The 19,420-nt window shown below is 63.2% G+C and carries 17 protein-coding genes; 10 read left to right on the top strand and 7 right to left on the bottom strand.

Annotation, left to right across the window (positions count from 1 at the left end; all coding sequences use genetic code 11):
- Positions 1–11: 11 nt before the first annotated feature.
- Both BJP06_RS02685 and BJP06_RS02680 read right to left on the bottom strand, forming a co-directional pair.
- Complete coding sequence (locus BJP06_RS02685) at positions 12–974, bottom strand: C40 family peptidase (protein ID WP_071572730.1); 963 nt, start codon at positions 972–974, stop codon at positions 12–14.
- Positions 974–1,255 carry a hypothetical protein gene (locus BJP06_RS02680; protein WP_071572729.1) on the bottom strand — a complete coding sequence of 94 codons (282 nt, stop codon included), beginning with the start codon at positions 1,253–1,255 and terminating at the stop codon, positions 974–976. The genes BJP06_RS02685 and BJP06_RS02680 overlap by 1 nt, the downstream gene beginning before the upstream one ends.
- Positions 1,256–1,316: 61 nt before the next feature.
- Between BJP06_RS02680 and upp the strand changes: the two genes are divergently transcribed.
- The 4 genes from upp (at position 1,317) to BJP06_RS02660 (ending at position 5,098) form a co-directional block, all read left to right on the top strand.
- Positions 1,317–1,952 carry a uracil phosphoribosyltransferase gene (gene upp / locus BJP06_RS02675; protein WP_071572728.1) on the top strand — a complete coding sequence of 212 codons (636 nt, stop codon included), beginning with the start codon at positions 1,317–1,319 and terminating at the stop codon, positions 1,950–1,952.
- Positions 1,953–2,052: 100 nt separating this feature from the next.
- Complete coding sequence (locus BJP06_RS02670; protein ID WP_071572864.1) at positions 2,053–2,370, top strand: helix-turn-helix domain-containing protein; 318 nt, start codon at positions 2,053–2,055, stop codon at positions 2,368–2,370.
- A 51-nt stretch (positions 2,371–2,421) separates the two neighbouring features.
- On the top strand, positions 2,422–3,600 hold the full coding sequence (locus BJP06_RS02665) for an amidohydrolase (RefSeq protein ID WP_071569330.1): 1,179 nt from the start codon (positions 2,422–2,424) through the stop codon (positions 3,598–3,600).
- 91 nt (positions 3,601–3,691) lie between these two features.
- Positions 3,692–5,098 (top strand): NAD(P)H-quinone dehydrogenase, encoded by a 1,407-nt coding sequence (locus tag BJP06_RS02660; protein WP_071572727.1) that lies wholly within the window; start codon positions 3,692–3,694, stop codon positions 5,096–5,098.
- On the opposite strand, the gene BJP06_RS02655 is transcribed toward BJP06_RS02660, so the two are convergent.
- Entirely contained in the window at positions 5,079–6,395 is a 1,317-nt protein-coding gene (locus BJP06_RS02655) for a short-chain fatty acyl-CoA regulator family protein (RefSeq protein WP_071572726.1), read from the bottom strand. The two genes, BJP06_RS02660 and BJP06_RS02655, sit on opposite strands and share 20 nt — an antisense overlap.
- A gap of 189 nt (positions 6,396–6,584) precedes the next feature.
- On the opposite strand from BJP06_RS02655, the gene prpD reads away from it, so the two are divergent.
- The 4 genes from prpD (at position 6,585) to BJP06_RS02635 (ending at position 13,874) form a co-directional block, all read left to right on the top strand.
- Positions 6,585–8,096, top strand: a complete 1,512-nt coding sequence (gene prpD, locus BJP06_RS02650) for a 2-methylcitrate dehydratase PrpD (protein ID WP_071572725.1) — start codon at positions 6,585–6,587, stop codon at positions 8,094–8,096.
- Between the two features lies 1 nt (position 8,097).
- A complete protein-coding gene (gene prpB / locus BJP06_RS02645) occupies positions 8,098–9,018 on the top strand; it encodes a methylisocitrate lyase (protein WP_071572724.1) in 921 nt (306 codons plus the stop codon).
- 51 nt (positions 9,019–9,069) lie between these two features.
- Positions 9,070–10,230 (top strand): bifunctional 2-methylcitrate synthase/citrate synthase, encoded by a 1,161-nt coding sequence (locus BJP06_RS02640; protein ID WP_071572723.1) that lies wholly within the window; start codon positions 9,070–9,072, stop codon positions 10,228–10,230.
- Between the two features lie 194 nt (positions 10,231–10,424).
- Entirely contained in the window at positions 10,425–13,874 is a 3,450-nt protein-coding gene (locus BJP06_RS02635; RefSeq protein WP_255365774.1) for a pyruvate carboxylase, read from the top strand.
- A gap of 17 nt (positions 13,875–13,891) precedes the next feature.
- Here BJP06_RS02635 and BJP06_RS02630 read toward each other — a convergent pair whose 3' ends face one another.
- Positions 13,892–14,389, bottom strand: coding sequence for a GNAT family N-acetyltransferase (locus BJP06_RS02630; protein WP_071572721.1), 498 nt, complete (start codon positions 14,387–14,389; stop codon positions 13,892–13,894).
- 87 nt (positions 14,390–14,476) lie between these two features.
- On the opposite strand from BJP06_RS02630, the gene BJP06_RS02625 reads away from it, so the two are divergent.
- Positions 14,477–15,367: a hypothetical protein gene (locus BJP06_RS02625; protein ID WP_071572720.1), complete on the top strand. Its 891-nt coding sequence runs from the start codon at positions 14,477–14,479 to the stop codon at positions 15,365–15,367.
- Here BJP06_RS02625 and BJP06_RS02620 read toward each other — a convergent pair.
- The 3 genes from BJP06_RS02620 to BJP06_RS02610 all read right to left on the bottom strand — a co-directional run bounded on the left by BJP06_RS02620 (position 15,354) and on the right by BJP06_RS02610 (position 18,421).
- On the bottom strand, positions 15,354–15,839 hold the full coding sequence (locus tag BJP06_RS02620) for a GNAT family N-acetyltransferase (protein WP_071572719.1): 486 nt from the start codon (positions 15,837–15,839) through the stop codon (positions 15,354–15,356). The two genes, BJP06_RS02625 and BJP06_RS02620, sit on opposite strands and share 14 nt — an antisense overlap.
- A 2-nt stretch (positions 15,840–15,841) precedes the next feature.
- Positions 15,842–17,611 (bottom strand): biotin carboxylase N-terminal domain-containing protein, encoded by a 1,770-nt coding sequence (locus tag BJP06_RS02615; protein WP_071572718.1) that lies wholly within the window; start codon positions 17,609–17,611, stop codon positions 15,842–15,844.
- 135 nt (positions 17,612–17,746) lie between these two features.
- Complete coding sequence (locus tag BJP06_RS02610; RefSeq protein WP_255365773.1) at positions 17,747–18,421, bottom strand: hypothetical protein; 675 nt, start codon at positions 18,419–18,421, stop codon at positions 17,747–17,749.
- Between the two features lie 217 nt (positions 18,422–18,638).
- On the opposite strand from BJP06_RS02610, the gene BJP06_RS02605 reads away from it, so the two are divergent.
- On the top strand, positions 18,639–19,310 hold the full coding sequence (locus BJP06_RS02605; RefSeq protein ID WP_071572716.1) for a Fic family protein: 672 nt from the start codon (positions 18,639–18,641) through the stop codon (positions 19,308–19,310).
- The last annotated feature ends 110 nt before the right edge of the window (positions 19,311–19,420 follow it).

The raw sequence follows: 19,420 nt of genomic DNA, 5'->3' as shown, positions 1-19,420 counted from the left end.
CAGCAAATCTATCACGCTGTCGGGCGCCAGAAACCTTTGAAGGCCATTCCCATGTTTTCAGTCCGCACCGGATTCATCTGGACCGGGTCGCCGGCTTCGATGAGCATTCCGTCGCCGACATACATTGCGACGTGCCCGTCCCACACCGCCAGGTCGCCCGGCTGTAGGTCTTCGTAGCGAACCTGCTGCCCAATGTTTTGCTCCTGAGCAAGGCGGGGGAGCTCCACACCGGCCTGCCGGTACGCCCAGCTGGTGAGCCCGGAGCAGTCGAACCCGCCGGGTGCCGAGCCACCCCATGCGTACCTGGTGCCGAGCTGCTGCTTCGCCGCCGCGACCGCGGCTTCACCGGCGGCCGAGCCTCCCCGAGCGGGCGGAGGCCCCGCCTGCTGCACAGCCGCCAGCTGCGTGACTTCCTGCTTCGGAGGGGTGATATCGCGTGCAGTGATGTGGCGCTCGAGCTCGTGCATGGCGGCCTTCGCCTGCGCTGACGCGGCGATCGTCGGCTGGCTTGCGGCGTGGGCAACAATTTCCGTCAGCTGCTTGGCCAGCGGGGAAAGGTCGTTCGCCAGTCCGTTGAGTGTGAGCCCGGCCTGGGTGACCGCCATCGCAACCTGGGCGGCGATCTTGATCCCCGCTCCGACTGCCGTCGCAGGGTTGAGCAGCAGGGGTAGGAGCGGCTGGGTATCTCGGATGAGCCCAACCACGATGTTGCTTAAGTCTTTAGCAGCAAAGAATACGAGGCTGCTCGCCTGGCCGAACACCTTGACAATAGTGTCGCGATCTTTCGCGAGCAGATTCGCGGCGTTGCGTAATGCTTGGCCCGCAGGGTGTGCTCCTACGAACGCGGCCAGAGGCTCGATGTCAGAAAAACTGGGAGTGGAAAGGAATGAGAGTTGGGGAAGTGGGGCAGGGACGTGTCGCAGAATGAGCTGCGCTGCCGCGATCGGGTCAATGCCCGCAGCCAGTGCAACCATCACAGCACCGCCTGAAGACGGTTGCTGAAGCGTTCATCAACGCTGATGGCGGCTTGCACCGCCTTGAGCATCGCGAAGGCAACGCGGCTTGCCTCCTCGCTGAACGCCGCACTTCGCGCGTTTTCTTGCTCCACTGCTTGTGAGAGCGCCTGGCTGAACTCCGCGAGTGGCCACACTCTTGGCACTGGAACGTTGGGCAGTGGCTGAAGCGCAGCCGCGTCGTCACGTAAAGAATCGGCGTGCGCATGGATGGTTGATTGGTCAAAAGCGAAAGTAGTCATATGGGTTGGACGCACGGAGTCAGTAAACGGTTCCCTGTGAATTTCAATTACCATATGAACCATGGAAATTACCGTTGTTGATCATCCCCTGGCGGCCTCCCGCCTGACACTGATGCGCGATGAGCGAAGCGACAACACCGCGTTTCGTGCCGCACTCGCTGACCTGGGCGCGATGCTGATTTATGAAGCGTCGCGTGACCTGAAAACCGAAACCTTTGAAACCAAAACGCCGGTAGCAACCGCCACCGGCGTTCGTTTGGAAAAGCCCCCAATTATCGTCCCGATCATTCGCGCCGGGCTCGGCATGATCGACCCCGCGCTGTCCATGATCCCGGACGCGCAGGTCGGCTTCATCGGCATGGCGCGCGACGAGGAGACCCACGAACCGGTTCCGTACCTCGAGGCGCTACCCGACGACCTGTCCGGTCAGCCCGTGTTCCTGGTCGACCCAATGCTGGCTACCGGTGGTTCCCTCATCCACGCGATTGAGCTGTTGGAGGGTCGCGGGGCAGACGACATTACGTGTGTGTGCATGGTGAGTGCGCAGCCGGGCGTCGATAGGCTGAAGCAGCACGGCGGTTCGGTGCGGCTGATCACTGCCGTGATTGACCCTGGCCTGAACGAGGACGCCTACATCGTGCCTGGTCTCGGCGACGCCGGAGACCGCCTGTACGGGCCACGCAATATTGACCTCTAGGCAAAACACCGTGCGTCGGATATAATCACCGGAAGTTTGCTACGTACACGAGGGGGTATACGTGTTCTTTCAGGGGAGTCTTGGCGCACGGTTTTCCGATGTGGATTCGGACGAGTACTGGACCAGTTACGCGTTTGCGCTAGGCGAGAAGATCCGCGCGCTGCGCACCATGCAGGGGCTATCGCAGGCATACCTGGCGGAGCGGGCGGGGATCTCGCGATCCCTGCTCTCTAATCTGGAGCGCAATAGTTACAACAGGAATAGGGCTGCTGACCCCACGCTTTCGACGATCTACCGGATCGCGGCCGCGCTCGATGTTTCCCCGCTGCAGCTGCTGCCGGCCGACGAGGAGCAGGAGGCGGAACGCTCCAAGTCGCAAGAATCGGTGGAGATGGGCGTAGAATCAGTGCCACAATAAGGCGCAGTGGGAGCCACGCGCACAAATGCTGGGTGAAGGGTGAGCAACACAATGACGGCCGGAGGAATTGCGCGCGCGGTAGACCAATGGGTGCAGGAACACCACTCGACGATGGTGGAGTGGCGTCGGCATTTTCACTCGTTCCCTGAGCTTTCCAACCAGGAGTTCGCCACCACCGAGTTCATCGCGAAGGTGCTGCGCGAGCACGGCCTGGAGCCGGTCCTCTTTCCAGGCACGGGGCTCTACGTTGACCTGGGGCCGAAGGACGGCAAGCGGCTCGCGTTCCGCGGCGACATCGACGCCCTGAAGGTGCCGGAGCAGACGGGTCTGCCGTTCGCGTCGCAACATCCGGGCGTTTCCCACGCCTGCGGGCACGATGTACACACGACGGTGGTGCTCGCACTCGCGTGTGCCTTATCGACGATCCAGCTGCCGCTCGGTGTACGCATCATCTTCCAACCGGCGGAGGAAGTCATGAACGGCGGCGCACTCGACGTCATCGAGTGGGGTGCGCTGCAGGACGTCGCCAGTATTTTTGCGCTCCACGCCGAACCGAAACTGCGCGTGGGGCAAGTCGGTGTGCGCACGGGCGCGATCACGTCCGCGTCGGATGTGCTGCGCATTACCGTCAACGGGCCGGGTGGGCACACCTCGCGCCCGCAGCTCTCGGCGGATGTCGTGTACGCGCTCGGGGCGTTGATTACGCAGCTGCCTGCGCTTCTGTCGCGCCGGGTCGACCCGCGCACGGGCACGGTGCTGGTGTTTGGGCACGTGGAGTCGGGGGATGCGGCGAACGCCATTCCGAAGACTGGTGAGCTGCTGGGCACGCTGCGTACGGCAGATATCGGGACGTGGCGCATCCTCGAAGACCTGGTCACCGACCTGATCGACCTGGTGGTCGCGCCGACTGGATGTACGTACCACCTGGACTACATGCGGGGTGTGCCGCCGGTGCTCAATGATGACGCCGCGACCGCACTCGGAGTTCAAGCAGGCCGCAGGATTGACCCCCACGCGGTGGTGACCGCGCCGCAGTCGTCCGGCGGCGAGGACTTCTCGTGGTACCTGGAGCACGTGCCGGGGGCGATGTTCAGGCTTGGTGCGTGGAGCGGTGAGGGGGAGATGCAGGACCTGCATCAGGGCGATCTCAATATTGATGAGCGTGCCCTTGAGGTGGGGGTGCGGTTGTTCGGAGGGGTCGTCGAAAAATATGCGGAAAACCTCAGCTAGTGCAACTTTTGGTGGGTATCGAAGCAGCATACGGCGGTGTAGAATAGTCAAGTATTTGTGTGAACGACGAAGACCGTTGAGGAGTATGTAGGTGTCGAAGAAGATCGTCATTATTGGCGGAGGGCCGGCTGGTTACGAGGCTGCGCTGGTCGCATCAAAGTACGGGGCCGATATCACCATCGTGGAAGACAACGGTTTGGGCGGCTCCGCTATCCGCAAAGACGTTGTCCCTTCGAAGGGTTTCATTGCCGGAGCCAACATCAAGACCGACCTTCGTCGTGCAGACGATATGGGCCTCAACCACGGACTGGGTGAGGCCCAGCTTTCGTTGAGTGCCCTCAATGAGCGCGTGATCGCGCTAGCGGAGAAGCAGTCCAGTGACATTAAGAAGCAGCTAGAGCAGCGCGGTGTGCGCCTCATTCAGGGGCGCGCACGGTTCGCTGACCAGCAGGTTGGGCACACCACGCACCGCGTGGAGGTGCGCTGCGAGAGCAACGACACCGAGACCATCGACTGCGACATGGTGCTGGTGTGCACCGGCGCGAATCCGCGCGTGCTGCCGGGCGCTGAGCCGGACGGTGAGCGCATCCTGAACTGGCGCCAGATGTACAGCCTGCAGGAGATGCCGACGCACCTGATCGTGGTCGGTTCCGGCGTGACTGGCGCCGAGTTTGTTTCTGCGTTTGCTGAGCTTGGTGTCAAGGTGACCATGGTGGCGTCGCGCGACCGCATCCTGCCGCACGACGACGCCGATGCCGCTGACGTGCTCGAAGACGTGCTCGCTGGCCGTGGCGTGCACCTGGAGAAGCATGCCCGTGTGGAGTCCGTGACGAATACCGGCGACGGCGTGGTGGTCCGCACGACGGACGGGCGCGAAATTACCGGCTCGCACGTGATGATGTCCATTGGTTCAATTCCGAACACGGCGGACCTCAACCTGGAGGCGGCCGGTGTGGAAGTGGCGCCGTCGGGCCACATCGTTGTTGACCGCGTGTCGCGCACCAACGTCGCTGGCATTTACGCCGCGGGCGACTGCAGCGACCTGATGCCGCTGGCATCCGTCGCAGCGCAGCAGGGTCGTATTGCCGTCGACCACGCCCTGGGTGAGGGGGTTTCGCCGGTGCGTTTGAAGACGGTGGGCAACGCGGTCTTTACCCGACCGGAGATCGCAGCGGTTGGTGTGACACAGCAGCAGATCACCGACGGCGAGGTCGACGCGGACATCTACAAGCTGGACTTGGCGACGAACCCTCGCGCGAAGATGCGCTCCCTCCAGCACGGCTTTGTAAAGATTTTCGCCCGCAAGGGCTCCGGCCAGGTGCTCGGTGGCGTGATTGTCGCCCCGACTGCCTCGGAGCTGATCCTGTCGCTGACCATCGCGGTGGCGAACGACCTGACCGTGCGCCAGCTGGCGAACTCGATGGCGGTCTACCCGTCCCTGTCGGGCTCGATTACTGAGGCGGCGCGCAGGCTGATTGCTAAGTCCGATCTGGACTAGAGCTAGGACTAGGCCCGGAGCCAGGTGGCCCCGGAAACGCTCGCTGCGGGCACGATGTGCGCGGGCAGGTAGCGCAGCCGGGGCCAATTTTTGTCGCCGACTCGGGGGAGATGTTCAGTCCGTCGGCGTATATCATGCGTTGGGCGAACGCGATATCGCAGCCCAACACCACCGCGTGCTCCCGGCGCGGGGAGTCGAAACCGACGACGGGGCCCTGCACCATGCGGGCGATCCACAAGTAGGTCCGCCCGTCAGGCATGACGGCGACCTGGCGCGTCACCCTGTTCGAGGTTTCAAACGCGCGGTGCACGACCCACAAGGGGCAGCCCCCGCCGTGGCGTGAGAAGTGAAACGCGGTCGACGACTGGCGCTTCGAAATATTGCCTGCCCGGTCGGTGCGAACGAAGACGAACGGAATTGCTTCCGCGCCGGGGCGCTGCAAGGTGGCGAGGCGTTGGCAGGTGGACTCGAAGCCGGTGCCGAAGCGCGCGGAGATGACGTCGATGTCGTAGCGGGTTTCCTCGGCGGCCTGAAGGAGTTCGGCGTAGGGCATGGTGACGGCCGCGGCGAAGTACTGCGCCAGCCCGTGGCGCGCAAGCTGGACTGGTTCGGGTTGCGTTGCCTCATTGAAGGTGTCGCGCACGTATTCGTCGATGAGCGCGGCGAACGCGGTGCGGCCGTAGTGGTAGGCGAGTTCGAAGCACTGCTGCGCTTCGGTCAGGCCGGTGCGTAGGCGGATCTCGCGCTGATTGTGTTGCAGGGTAGAGCGGGGGCCATGGGCGTATTGGTTGAAGCGCACCTGGATGCCGTATTCGCGGTCGAAGGTCGCTGCGAGCCGGGTCAGTCGCAGTTGTCGGTTCGCGGTGTGCGCGGCGAGCTGTTCGGCTGCGACGTCGAGTTCGTGGAAGTAGTTCTTGTGGTTTTGGAAGAACTCGCGGACTAACGCGTGGGGGTGTTCGGGGTCGGCTGTTTCGGGTGAGGGCAGCGCCCGGAGGGTATTTGCGATGTCGGGGAAGCGCTGTGCGAACTCGTGCAGTTGCGGTTGTGGGATACGGGGGAGGAGTTCGGACAGTTCGTTGACCACACGTTGGTCTTCGTCGGGGGAGAAGAAGGTGGGGGAGAGCTGAAACACGTTGGTGAGTTGGAGGAGCACGCTGACGGTGAGGGGCCGCTGGTCGTTTTCGAGCTGGTTGAGGTAGCTCGTTGAGATGTCGATTCGGCGGGCCATTTCCCCTTGTGTGAGTTCGAGTTCACGGCGGAGCGTCTGTATCTTTGCCCCCGCGTACAGCTTTGTCATGAGTGCTTTTCCTCGGTTTTGTGTGTCTATGCAGCGTAGTTAGCAGGGTTTGCATAGTCGATTGAATTTGTACGCAGAAGTTTACAGGTAAAAATCATGGCCCGCATCACATTTTGCTTCTTAGTATGAGCTGCAACATCGACAACGTTTCGCAGATGCGGAACTTCAGAAAAAGACGAAGGAGCCGAGATGATCGAACACAATGTGCGCACGCACCGTTCGGCAGAAGATTTCCCGATTGAAGAGCACCTCGCATACAAGATTGCAAAGGTTGCGGCAGACCCGGTAGAGGTTCCCGCAGAGACGGCCGAGATGATCATTAATCGCATCATCGACAACGCCGCAGTCGCTGTTGCTTCCTACGGTCGCCGCCCAGTCGCCACCGCCCGCGTGATGGCGGAGGCGCACCCGGTTGCCGAGGGTGGCGCGCAGATCTTTGGTGTCGACGGTGCCTACTCCGCAGAGTGGGCCGCGTTCGCGAACGGTACCGCGGTCCGCGAGCTGGACTTCCACGACACCTTCCTTGCAGCGGAGTACTCTCACCCGGGCGACAACATTCCGCCGATTCTTGCAGTCGCGCAGCACAAGGGGCTCGACGGCAAGGCGCTGATCCGCGGTATCGCAACCGGCTACGAAATCCAGGTCAACCTGGTGAAGGGCATGTGTCTGCACGAGTGGAAGATCGACCACGTGGCGCACCTTGGCCCGTCAGTTGCCGCTGGGCTGGGCACCATGCTGGACTTGGACGTCGACACCATCTATCAGGCGGTTGGCCAGGCGCTGCACACCACGACGGCGACGCGCCAGTCCCGCAAGGGCCTCATCTCTTCCTGGAAGGCGTCCGCCCCAGCATTCGCGGGCAAGATGGGCATCGAAGCCGTTGACCGCGCGATGCGCGGCGAGGGCGCACCCGCACCGATCTGGGAAGGCGAGGACGGCTTCATCGCGTGGATGCTGCACTCCCCAGAGCGCACCTACGTTGTGCCGCTGCCGGCGGACGGTGAGGCGAAGCGTGCAATCCTGGAGACCTACACCAAGGAGCACTCGGCTGAGTACCAGTCGCAGGCGCCGATCGACCTGGCGCGACGTATGAAGCAGACCATCGCGGACGCAGGCAAGTCCACCGCCGATATCGAGTCCATCGTGCTGCATACCTCGCACCACACGCACTACGTCATCGGCACCGGCGCGAACGACCCACAGAAGATGGATCCGAAGGCATCTCGCGAGACCCTCGACCACTCGATTATGTACATCTTCGCCGTGGCACTCGAGGACGGCACGTGGCACCACGTCGATTCCTACGCACCTGAGCGCGCGAACCGTCCTGAGACGGTCACGCTGTGGCACAAGATTTCCACTGTGGAGGACCCGGAGTGGACGCGCCGCTACCACTCGCAGGACCCGAACGAGAAGGCGTTCGGTGCGAAGGCCGTCATCACCTTCAACGACGGCACCGTCATCGAGGACGAGATGGCCGTGGCGGATGCGCACCCGCTGGGGGCGCGCCCATTTGCCCGTGAGCAGTACATCCAGAAGTTCCGCACGCTGGCGGAGGGGATCGTCGATAAGGAAGAGCAGGACCGTTTCCTTGCGGACGTGCAGAACCTCGAGCAGCTCACCGACCTGAGCAAGCTCAACATCACGGTCAACGCGGACGCGCAGGCAGATGCTCCTCAGATTCCAGGAGGGATTTTCTAAAATGTTTGTTCCTGATACAACGCCGAACGAACGTCGACTGGCGCTGCGGGCCTCACTCGAGTCCGCCGAAATTACAAAACTGCCCGGCGCATTCAACCCGCTGACGGCCCGCCTCATCGAGGACATCGGTGGCTTCGAAGGCGTCTACGTCTCCGGCGCGGTACTCGCCAACGACCTGGGCCTGCCGGACATCGGGCTGACCACGCTCACGGAGGTCGCGCAGCGCGGTGGCCAGATCGCCCGCGCCACGAACCTTCCAGTGCTTATCGACGCCGACACCGGCTTCGGCGAACCGATGTCCGCAGCACGCACCGTGGCTGAGTTCGAAGCCGCAGGGCTTGCCTCGCTGCACCTGGAAGACCAGGTCAACCCGAAGCGCTGCGGGCACCTCGACGGTAAAGAAGTAGTGCCGCGTGACCTGATGGTGCGACGCATCAGTGCCGCCGTCCGGGAGCGCCACGACGACGCCTTCGTCATCTGTGCCCGCACCGACGCGGCTGGCATCGAAGGCATTGACTCCGCGATTGAGCGAGCCAAGACCTACGCCGATGCTGGTGCGGACCTCATCTTCACAGAGGCGCTCTACACCGAGAAGGACTTCGAAACCTTCCGCAAGGCCGTCGACATCCCGCTGCTGGCGAACATGACTGAGTTCGGAAAGACCAAGCTGCTCTCCGCAGGCACCCTGCAAGACCTTGGCTACAACGCGGTGATTTGGCCGGTGACCACGTTCCGCCTCGCGATGGGGCAGACCGAGGCCATGCTGCGCGACATCGCGGAAACCGGCACGCAGGAGCCGTGGCTCGACCGTATGCAGCACAGGTCCCGCCTGTACGAGCTGGTCAAATACGAAGATTTCAACCAGTTTGACCAGTCCGTATTCACCTACTCGAAAGACACGTACTCGTCCACGTTCGAGTAGCCCCTCGTTCTCAACTCTCATCCCAATCACTATCCCGAAAGGACTCATCCCATGACTGCTCAAGAAATCAAGAAGGGCCTCGCTGGCGTCGTTGCGGACTACACCGCAATCTCCAAGGTCAACCCGGAGACCAACTCCCTGCTGTACTACGGCTACCCAGTCCACGAGCTCGCCGAGCACTGCACCTTCGAAGAGGTTGCGTACCTGCTCTGGCACGGCGAGCTGCCAGACAAGTCGGGCGCGGAGGAATTCCGTCTCGGCTGCATGAACAACCGCGACATCGATGAGGAACTCATCCAGGTGATCAACTACCTGCCGAAAGACTGCCACCCGATGGACGTGCTGCGCACCGCAGTGTCCTTCCTGGGCACCCGCGACGAGTACAAGTTCACCCCGGACGCTGACCACATCCGCAAGATCGGCACCGAGCTGCTGGCGAAGCTGCCGACGATCGTCGCAACCGATATCCGCCGCCGCCAGGGCAAGGGCTACATCGCCCCGAGCAAAGACAAGGGGTTCTCGGAGAACTTCCTCTGGATGGTCTTCGGCGACGAGGAAGGCTCCCCGGCAACCATCCCGTCGGACATCGAGGCGTTTGAGAAGACCATGATTCTCTACGCGGAGCACTCCTTCAACGCGTCCACCTTCACCGCGCGCACGGTGACCTCGACGCAGTCCGACGCCTGGTCCGCGATCACCGCGGCGATCGGCGCGCTGAAGGGGCCGCTGCACGGTGGTGCGAACGAGTTCGTCATGCACCACATGAAGGAAATCGACGACCCGGCCAACGCTGAGCAGTGGTGCCTGAACAAGCTGAAGAACAAGGAGCTCGTCATGGGCTTCGGCCACCGCGTGTACAAGAACGGCGACTCGCGCGTGCCGACCATGGAGGCTGCGTTCAAGAAGCTTGCCGCGGAGCACAAGGACAAGGGCGCCGAGAAGTGGGTGGAGATCTACGACATCATGGCGAAGACCATGTACGAGAACACCTCCATCAACATCCGCCCGAACCTTGACTTCCCGTCGGGCCCGTCCTACTACATCCTGGGCTTTGACATCGAGTTCTTCACCCCACTGTTCGTGATGAGCCGCATCACCGGCTGGACCGCGCACATCATCGAGCAGTACGAGAACAACTCGCTGATCCGCCCACTGTCCGCCTACAACGGCCCGGAGGAGCGTCACCTCGACGGCACCTACCAGCCGCAGTAAACATGATCGACGGGTGGTCCGCCTTCGCTGCGGGCCATCCGTTTTGTTTGTTTTGCCTGAAGGTGCGGTGCCGCTGACCCCAACATGGGGGGTAGTCGCTGCGGGAAGGAATGCAATTCTTGGTTTTCCCGTGGCGTGGTCCCGACCTGCGTTAGGATTGTCAGGCCAACCAAATAACATTCAAACTGTCACCCATGTCACAGTATGAAAGGATTGCATCGATGGAGCAGCTCCCCCTGAATGACCTTCCGTCATTCAATAAGATCTTGGTAGCAAACCGCGGCGAAATCGCGGTGCGTGCTTTCCGAGCAGCATTCGAAACGGGTGCAAAGACCGTCGCGGTCTACCCACGCGAGGACCGTAAGTCCTACCACCGGCCGTTCGCCGACGAAGCCGTCCAGATTGGCGTCGAGGGCCAGCCGGTCAAGGCGTACCTCGACATCGCCGAAATTATCCGGGCAGCGAAAGCAACCGGCGCCGATGCAATTTACCCAGGCTACGGGTTCCTCTCGGAGCGCGCGGAGCTTGCGCGCGCCTGCCGAGACAACGGCATTAAATTCATCGGCCCTAGCCCGGAGACGCTCGAGCTGACCGGCGACAAGGCAGCCGCAGTGCACGCAGCTGAGCGCGCCGGGCTGCCGACGTTGAAGGACTCAGAGCCATCGACGGACCCTGCTCACCTCGCCGAATTGGCGAAGGACTTCACCTTCCCGATCTTCGTCAAGGCGGTCGCTGGTGGTGGCGGGCGCGGTATGCGCTTCGTCGAGAAGATCGAAGACGTTGAGCACCTCGCGGCGGAGGCGTCCCGCGAAGCGGAGGCCGCGTTTGGCGACGGCAACGTCTACCTCGAGCGCGCGGTCATCCGCCCGCAGCACATTGAGGTGCAGATCATGGCGGACTCCCACGGCAACGTGGTCCACCTGTTTGAGCGCGACTGCTCCCTGCAGCGCCGCCACCAGAAGGTCGTCGAGATCGCTCCGGCGCAGCACATCACGCAGGAACAGCGTGAGCGCATTTGCCAGGACGCGGTGAACTTCTGTAAGGAAATCAACTACGAGGGTGCCGGTACCGTCGAGTTCCTCGTTGACGAGCAGGGTAACCACGTCTTCATTGAGATGAACCCACGTGTCCAGGTGGAGCACACCGTCACCGAGGAAATCACTGGCGTGGACATCGTGAAGAATCAGATGTACATCGCCGCGGGCGCGAAGCTCGAGGACGTGCACCTGACCCAGGACCTCATCGAGATGAACGGTGCTGCGCTGCAGTGCCGCATCACCACTGAGGACCCGAACAACGGGTTCCGCCCGGACTCCGGTGTGATTACCGGCTACAGCTCCCCGGGCGGCGCGGGTGTGCGTCTCGACGGCTCCGCAAACGTTGGTACCGAGATCACCCCGAACTTCGACTCGCTGCTGGTGAAGATGACGTGCCGTGGCCGTAACTTCCAGGTCGCGGTCGACCGTGCGCTGCGCGCGCTCAACGAGTTCACCGTCACCGGTGTCTCCACCAATATTGGTTTCCTGCGCGCACTACTGTCGGAGGAAGACTTCCGCTACAAGCGCATCAACACCGGCTTCATTAACGATCACCCGCACCTGCTTGAGGCGCCTGCCGCTGCGGACGATGCGGGCAAGATTCTCGACTACCTGGCGAACGTGACCGTCAATAAGCCGAACGGCCCGCGCCCGACCTCGATTCGTCCTTCGAAGAAGCTGCCGGAGCTCAACTACGGCGATCTGCCACGCGGCTCTCGCGACGATCTGCTGGAGCTCGGCCCGACGAAGTGGGCGGAGAAGATCCGCAACCAGACGGCGCTCGGCGTGACCGAGACGACGTTCCGCGACGCGCACCAGTCGCTGCTGGCAACGCGCATCCGCACGAACACGCTGGTGGCTGCGGCGAAGCACGTCGGCCACATGACGCCGCAGCTCGCCTCGGTAGAGGCGTGGGGCGGTGCCACCTACGACGTCGGCATGCGCTTCCTGCACGAGTCCCCGTGGATGCGTCTCGACGCCCTGCGTGAGGCCATCCCGAACGTGAATATCCAGATGCTGCTGCGCGGCCGCAACACGGTGGGCTACACCCCGTACCCGGATTCGGTGACGAAGGCGTTCGTGAACGAAGCGGCGTCGTCAGGCATTGATATTTTCCGCATCTTCGATGCTCTCAACGACGTCTCCCAGATGCGTCCCGCCATCGAGGCCGTCCTGGAGACGAACACCACCGTCGCCGAGGTTGCGATGGCGTACTCCGGCAACCTGCTTGATCCTGCTGAGGACATCTACACGCTGGACTACTACCTGCGTCTGGCCGAAGAGATTGTCGACGCCGGCGCTCACGTCCTTGCGATCAAGGACATGGCGGGCCTGATGCGTCCGGGTGCCGCAGCGAAACTGGTCAAGGCGCTACGCGAGCGCTTCGACCTGCCAGTGCACGTGCACACCCACGACACCGCTGGCGGCCAGCTGGCGACCTACCTGGCAGCCGCGAATGCTGGCGCGGACATCGTGGACGTGGCGTCGGCACCGCTGGCGGGTACCACCTCGCAGCCGTCGCTGTCCGCACTCGTTGCGGCGTTCGCGAACACCGAGCGCGACACCGGCATCGACCTGCAGGCGGTCAGCGACCTTGAGCCGTACTGGGAGGCCGTGCGTCAGGTGTACGCACCGTTCGAGTCCGGTATCCCTGGCCCGACCGGCCGCGTGTACAAGCACGAAATCCCAGGTGGCCAGCTCTCCAACCTGCGCACGCAGGCGAAGGCGCTCGGCCTGGGCAACCGCTTCGAGCTCGTCGAGGACTACTACGCCGCGGTCAACGAGATCCTCGGCCGCCCGACGAAGGTCACGCCGTCCTCGAAGGTTGTCGGTGACCTCGCGCTGCACCTGGTGGGTGCGGGCGTTGACCCGAAGGACTTCGCGGAGAACCCACGCAAGTACGACATCCCCGAGTCCGTCATCGGCTTCCTGCAGGGTGAGCTGGGGACCCCTCCGGGCGGCTGGCCGGAACTGCGTGACAAGGCGCTCGAGGACCGCCAAGCAGTCGACCACACGGTGGAGGTGCCAGAGGAGCTCGCGGGCGATCTTGCCACCGAGGATCACGTGACTCGCCGTGCCGCGCTGGATCAGCTGCTGTTCCCGAAGCAGTACAAGGAGTTCCTGGAGCACCGCCGCACCTATGGCATCACGGACCACCTGTCCGACCGCACCTTCTTCTACGGCCTCGTTGAGGGCGAAGAGACAATGATTTGGTATGGCGAGCGCGAGGAACACCTGCCGCCACTCGTGGTGAACCTTGACGCTGTCGGCGAGCCCGATGCGAAGGGTATGCGCCAGGTCATCCTGACTGTCAACGGCCAGATCCGCCCGATGCAGGTCAGGGACGAGAACGCCGAGTCCACGGTCGCCGAGGTGGAGAAGGCAGATCCGTCGCAGGAGGGCCATGTCGCGGCGCCGTTTGCTGGTGTGGTGAACGTGACCGTCAAGCCTGGCGATGAGGTCAAGGCGGGCGACCAGGTCGCTTCGATTGAGGCGATGAAGATGGAGGCTGCGATCTCCGCGACGAAGGACGGCACCATCGAGCGGGTCGCCTTCACGCAGCCAACCAAGGTGGAGGGCGGCGACCTGGTCGTCGTGATCTCCTAAAGGGATCCTCGCCGCAGTTAGCCGACGTTGCAGTCAAACACCATGACATTGGCAACGTCGGCGACTGCGGTGAATCCGAACTGCTCGTAACGGTGGCGCGCACGCTCGTTGTCTGGATCAACCCAGAGAGCGACGCGGGGCGCGCCTTGTTGCGCTGCGAGCTCAATCACCGCGCGCAGCAGCTTCGCACCCAGTCGGTGGCCCGCGAAGCGGCGCTCCACAGCGATGGCGAGCTCTGGTACGTCGGGCCCAAGGTTGGCGTGGCCTGCGTCCGGGGTATCCCAGTAGCGCAGCCACACGCCACCGGCGGGGGTGCGGAATTCGTCGCAGGCGATGATCCCGCCGTCGCGCTCCGGGTCCCAGTGGTCCACGTAGTCGGTGACACCGAGGCGTTCCTCGTGGCCGACGGGCGCGGTCTCATCCCCGAACACGTCCGCGAGAAAGTTCAAGCGCTGCAGATACATGCGGTCAGACTCTGTGGCCTGGCGCAGGGTAAACGACTTGTTTTGTGTCATGGTGCCTACTGTAACGCGGGCTGCACAGGTAGCTGCACATAGGCGCAGTTCGGGCAGTGCGGTACCCTGTGGCCTATGCGAGGAGGAATGACACGTGGCATCGGGGCGATCACCGTGGCGTTGGCCCTCGGCGTTTCGCACGGTGCCGCGGTGGCAGCGCCGGTAGTGCAGCAGGCGGGTCTGATCGTGGTTGGCGGCAACACGAAGTGCACCGTCGCGATGAACGATCCAGACCAGGGCGTGAGCTACACCAGCGCCCACTGCGGGCACAACGGGGACCGGGTCACCGTCAACGGTGCCGAAGTGCTCACCGGAACATTTCTCCCTTCGCCTCTGTACCGCGATGAGGAAGGCTACACCGCCAACGACTGGGCGATGGTGCTGTGGGACGACGGGGTGGCACTCGGCCCGAACTGGCTGAGCGGGGACACGCTTATTCCTCCGGGCACGGAGTTGACCTCGAAGGATCGCGTGTGCACGTACGGCGGGGTGTCCAAGTCGAAGCGTTGCGGCACGTTTGCCGCTCGCCTCGGCAACACCGTGTTTGCAACGCTGCCGGATGGCCAGCCGGGCGACTCAGGCGCACCCGTGTGGGTCGAAGGCAAGGGCATGATCGGGCCGTACTCGGGCATCAGCAAGATCTCGTCCTCCTCCGGCTCGCGGAGCCTCGCGCGGGCGGTACACCCGGAAGACGGCAGGGATTACAGCGTCGATGAGGAAATCAGTGTGCTCAAGCGCAGGTTTCGTATCGACGGCCCCGTCACACATACCGCGCAGCGCCCAGTAGAAACCGCCGCGAACGCGGGCGCTCAGCTAGGAAAGCGACTGGAATCGCTGTCCTCCGAGGAGGGCTCCGCGGCGCGCGGCGTGCTTCCCGTGGTGTTGGCCATCGCGTTAGGGGTGGTGGTGGCCGCCGCGCCAGATATCGTCTCCATCGTGGAGTCCTGGCGCTCGATCGCGGCAGCTAGAGGTCAATAACCATGGTGCCGGGGTGCGGGGCGTCGGTGACGTCCCGGAAGCCAAACTTTTCGTAGACGTGGCGGGCTTTGGGGTTGTCGGCGTCGACAGATAGTGCGAGCTGCCGGGCGCCCTTGTCGCGCGCGAGCTCGCAGGCCTGCTCAATCATCGTGCGCGACAGGCCCTTGCCCTGCGCGCGCGACTCGATCGCGATGGCGAACTCAGGGATATCCGACCCGAGGTTCGCCCACCCGACGGCGGAGTCGTCCTCCCAGAACCGCAGCCAGATCGCTCCAGCTGGCACGCCGAGGGCGTCGTAGACGATGACGCCGCCGTCGCGCTCCGGGTCCCAGTCGCCGATGTAGCCCGCGGCGTAGGTGGGGTAGTCGGCGAACAGTTCGCTCGACTCGTCGCCGTGGGCCTCGGCGAGGAAGTAAATGCGTTCGAGGTAGGTGCGGTCGGACTCAGTAGCCCGGCGGAAGCGGAAGCTCATGGCTACTTCAGCTCCATGATGGTTGTGCCCTTGGACACCTGTGCGCCCTGCTCGACGGCCAGGCCCGTCACTACGCCGTCCTTGTGTGCCTTGACCGGGTTCTCCATCTTCATGGCCTCGAGGACCACGAGGACGTCGCCCTCGGCAACCGTGTCGCCCTCGGCGACGTTGAGCTTGAGCAGCGTGCCTTGCATCGGGGCAGTGACGGCGTCGCCGGACACAGCAGCTTTCGCAGCGGATGCGCGGCGCTTCTTTGGCTTACGGGCAGGGCCGGCACCAGGCACAAGCGCGGTAGGCAGCGCGACCTCGATGCGTCGCCCATCCACCTCAACAGCAAACACCTGCTTCTCGACGCCCACTTCGCCCTCAACAGCGTCGTCTTCGGTTGGAGCAGCAGGCATCTCGCCGTCCCACGCCTCTTCGATCCAGCGCGTGTAGACATCGAAGGAGGAGCCGTCGCCGACAAAGGCGTCGTGCTCTACCATGGCGCGGTGGAACGGGATAACAGTCGGGATGCCCTCGACGACGTATTCCGCAAGGGCGCGGCGCGCGCGGCGCAGCGCTTCTTGGCGGGTTGCGCCGTACACGATGAGCTTGGCCAACATTGAGTCGAACTGGCCACTAATCGACGAGCCCTCGCGCACGCCGGAATCTACGCGGACGCCGGGGCCGGTTGGCTCACGGTACGCGTTGATCGGGCCGGGAGACGGCATGAAGTTCGTTGTTGGGTCCTCGCCGTTGATGCGGAACTCGAATGCGTGCCCGCGTGGGGTGGGGGTTTCCGTGATGCTGAGCTTCTCGCCGCGGGCGATGCGGAACTGCTCTCGCACAAGGTCGAGATCCGTGGTCAGCTCAGTGACGGGGTGCTCTACCTGGAGGCGCGTGTTGACTTCCAAGAAAGACACCAGGCCGTCGGCGCCAACCAGGTACTCTACGGTACCGGCGCCGTAGTACCCGGCCTCCTTGCAGATCGCCTCGGCAGAGCGGTGGATCCGCTCCCGCTGCTCATCGGTGAGGAACGGTGCCGGGGCTTCCTCGATGAGCTTCTGGAAGCGGCGCTGCAGTGAGCAATCGCGAGTGCCGACGACCACGACGTTGCCGTGCTGATCCGCCAGCACTTGGGCCTCAACGTGGCGGGCCGTATCCAAGTAGCGTTCCACGAAGCACTCGCCGCGACCGAAGGCCGCGGTGGCCTCACGGGTTGCGGACTCGAACAGCTCCGGGATCTCCTCCCGCGTGTGCGCGACCTTCATGCCGCGCCCGCCACCACCGAACGCGGCCTTGATTGCAATTGGTAGCCCATGCTCATCTGCAAACGCAAGGACTTCCTGTTCGTCTGCGACTGGATGCTTCGTACCGGGGGCCATCGGGGCGTCGACAGCTTCGGCGATGGCGCGGGCAGCGACCTTATCTCCCAGTGTCGCGATTGCTTCTGGGGAGGGGCCAATCCAGGTGAGGCCGGCGTCGATAACTTTCTGTGCGAACTCAGCATTCTCCGCGAGGAAACCGTAGCCCGGGTGGACGGCGTCCGCACCCGAATCAGCCGCAACCTTGAGCAGCTTCTCCATGTCAAGGTACGTTCCCGCGGCGGTTTCCCCGCCGAGGGCGAACGCTTCATCGGCAAGGGAGACGTATGGTGCCGCCGCGTCACCGTCTGCGTACACCGCAACGGACGCGATGCCTTCATCCTGGGCAGCACGAATGATGCGCACCGCGATCTCGCCGCGGTTTGCAACCAACACCTTGGTCACTTGCTGATTGTGAATAGGCACAAAAAATCCCGTCTTTCTCAAAGAGTCTGAGCTTTGCCGAAATATATCGGATTTTGCCACCCTATGTTACAACTTGCCGGTAGGTCCCAGCGATTCTCAAAACGGGGGTGTATGAAACGCGTCGCGGGGGCGCGCTTAATCATACGTGCCCAACAGGTAGCTGACGGGATAGTCCCAGTGTTCGTGGAACTTCTCGGTGTCCCCCGAGACCGCTGTGATGCCCCCGTCGGTGGCGCGGAGCTCGGCAGAGTAGTGGTTGACGAAGCCTTCGGCCGTGTAATTGCCGCGCTCCGACCACGCGAAGATGGCTCCGCCGTCCCCGAGCGGCTCGATGTTGTCGATGTGGCCGAAAGCCTTCATCTCTTTGACCGGTTTGCCGTCGACGTAGAACGCTACTCCGTCGGTAATGGAGGCGCCGGTGCCTGCTGGGCGCTCCTTGTCCCCGAGTGAGCCGCGGAAGATGATCCAGCTCAGACGCTTACATGGGTCGTAGGCATTGTCGATGTCCTCGATCCAGTAGTTGAAGTCGCTGCCATCGTCAGCAGGCATGCGTCCGGGGGTCGAGTTGGAAGGGTATGCCGCGCGTGGGTCGTTGGGTAGCTGGGCACACGTATCCGCATTGTTCTGCTGCACTGGTTGCTTGGCGGGCGGTGTGGCGGCGTCAGGGCTGTCTGAAGAGGAGGGCTCTTCCACCACGGTGGTCTGTGTGATGGTGATGACGGGTGGTGTGTCCGTCTCGGAGCTGCAGGCGGTGAAGGTCAGTGGTGCCAATACCGCGAGAGTGGCAGCTGATGCGCGGCTGAAAAGCATGTGTGTCATGGTTTCGTCCTGAGGCTAGGGGAGTGTGGCGACGCTGCCCGGGTCGGCGCCGGAAAGCATTTGTCACAGGCTATCAGTTTGTGCTTGTCGACGAGCCAGCGCTTATTGCGTGCCAGGGTGTTCGCGCTTGGCGCCGGAACACGCGGGGTGCTCGTCCAAGTGCTTGCTTCACGACGCCACGTGGCACCGAAGCACTACACTTCGAAGCATGTTACGGACGGACGCGTTTGTCTCAGTTATCTATTCGGCGGGCAAGGTTTTCGACAACCTCCGTACCGGGCGGCTTGCTACTGAGGCATTTTTGGCCAACGGTAGCACCGCCGGAATCGCCTCGCGGGCTGACTTGCAGCTGCTCCAAGACCTGCAGGACGTTGCAAAAATTGCGCTGCGCGCGAAACACGATCGGCAGCCGGTGACCGCCGAGCTTGTGTGCGCACTCAACGCCGCGATGACCCGCTCTGCAGCGCTTCACCCGGGGCAACTGCGCCGGGAAGAGCAGCGTATCGGCGTGCGTACCGCCCAGGGCGACCACATGCCTCCGGCGCTCACGATGGAAAAGTTGCGAGCACTCGTAGAAGAAGACGAGACTGAGCCCTTTGCACCCGACTCAATGCTTGCGCGAGCAGCGTTGCTATTTGTTCGCCTGGCTAAGGCGCAGCCCTTCGAGGACGGCAACAAGCGTACCGCGATTTTGGCAGCCAACGCCCTACTTCCCGAAGACGCTGTGCTGGTTGTACCGCACGACGCTCAAGCGAGTGGCGAGATCGAGTCCGAGTTCCACGACCTGCTCGGCCGCGCGTACATCTACGGCGACGACGACCGCTCGGCGGTCCAGGCGGTCGTCGAATTCATGCTGGCCCACCAGCCTGCGGGGAAGTAGAGGCCCGTAGCCAAGCGCTAGTTCATCGAAAACAGGATTTTGACTTCTCGCGGGTTCCGTAGCGCGTTGAGCCCGTCTTCGACATTGATCTCCGCCTTGATTGTGGACGT

The sequence above is a fragment of the Corynebacterium sp. NML120713 genome, from assembly GCF_001875735.1.
Lineage (GTDB): Bacteria > Actinomycetota > Actinomycetes > Mycobacteriales > Mycobacteriaceae > Corynebacterium > Corynebacterium pseudogenitalium.
This window is presented reverse-complemented; position numbering and strand designations above follow the sequence as displayed.

Bases quoted from the DNA above. Each gene is read 5' to 3' on its own strand.
- BJP06_RS02685 (WP_071572730.1), bottom strand. From the start codon at position 974: ATGGTTGCACTGGCTGCGGGCATTGACCCGATCGCGGCAGCGCAGCTC.
- BJP06_RS02680 (WP_071572729.1), bottom strand. From the start codon at position 1,255: ATGACTACTTTCGCTTTTGACCAATCAACCATCCATGCGCACGCCGAT.
- upp (WP_071572728.1), top strand. From the start codon at position 1,317: ATGGAAATTACCGTTGTTGATCATCCCCTGGCGGCCTCCCGCCTGACA.
- BJP06_RS02665 (WP_071569330.1), top strand. From the start codon at position 2,422: ATGACGGCCGGAGGAATTGCGCGCGCGGTAGACCAATGGGTGCAGGAA.
- BJP06_RS02655 (WP_071572726.1), bottom strand. From the start codon at position 6,395: ATGACAAAGCTGTACGCGGGGGCAAAGATACAGACGCTCCGCCGTGAA.
- prpD (WP_071572725.1), top strand. From the start codon at position 6,585: ATGATCGAACACAATGTGCGCACGCACCGTTCGGCAGAAGATTTCCCG.
- prpB (WP_071572724.1), top strand. From the start codon at position 8,098: ATGTTTGTTCCTGATACAACGCCGAACGAACGTCGACTGGCGCTGCGG.
- BJP06_RS02640 (WP_071572723.1), top strand. From the start codon at position 9,070: ATGACTGCTCAAGAAATCAAGAAGGGCCTCGCTGGCGTCGTTGCGGAC.
- BJP06_RS02635 (WP_255365774.1), top strand. From the start codon at position 10,425: ATGTCACAGTATGAAAGGATTGCATCGATGGAGCAGCTCCCCCTGAAT.
- BJP06_RS02630 (WP_071572721.1), bottom strand. From the start codon at position 14,389: ATGACACAAAACAAGTCGTTTACCCTGCGCCAGGCCACAGAGTCTGAC.
- BJP06_RS02625 (WP_071572720.1), top strand. From the start codon at position 14,477: ATGACACGTGGCATCGGGGCGATCACCGTGGCGTTGGCCCTCGGCGTT.
- BJP06_RS02620 (WP_071572719.1), bottom strand. From the start codon at position 15,839: ATGAGCTTCCGCTTCCGCCGGGCTACTGAGTCCGACCGCACCTACCTC.
- BJP06_RS02610 (WP_255365773.1), bottom strand. From the start codon at position 18,421: ATGCTTTTCAGCCGCGCATCAGCTGCCACTCTCGCGGTATTGGCACCA.
- BJP06_RS02605 (WP_071572716.1), top strand. From the start codon at position 18,639: ATGTTACGGACGGACGCGTTTGTCTCAGTTATCTATTCGGCGGGCAAG.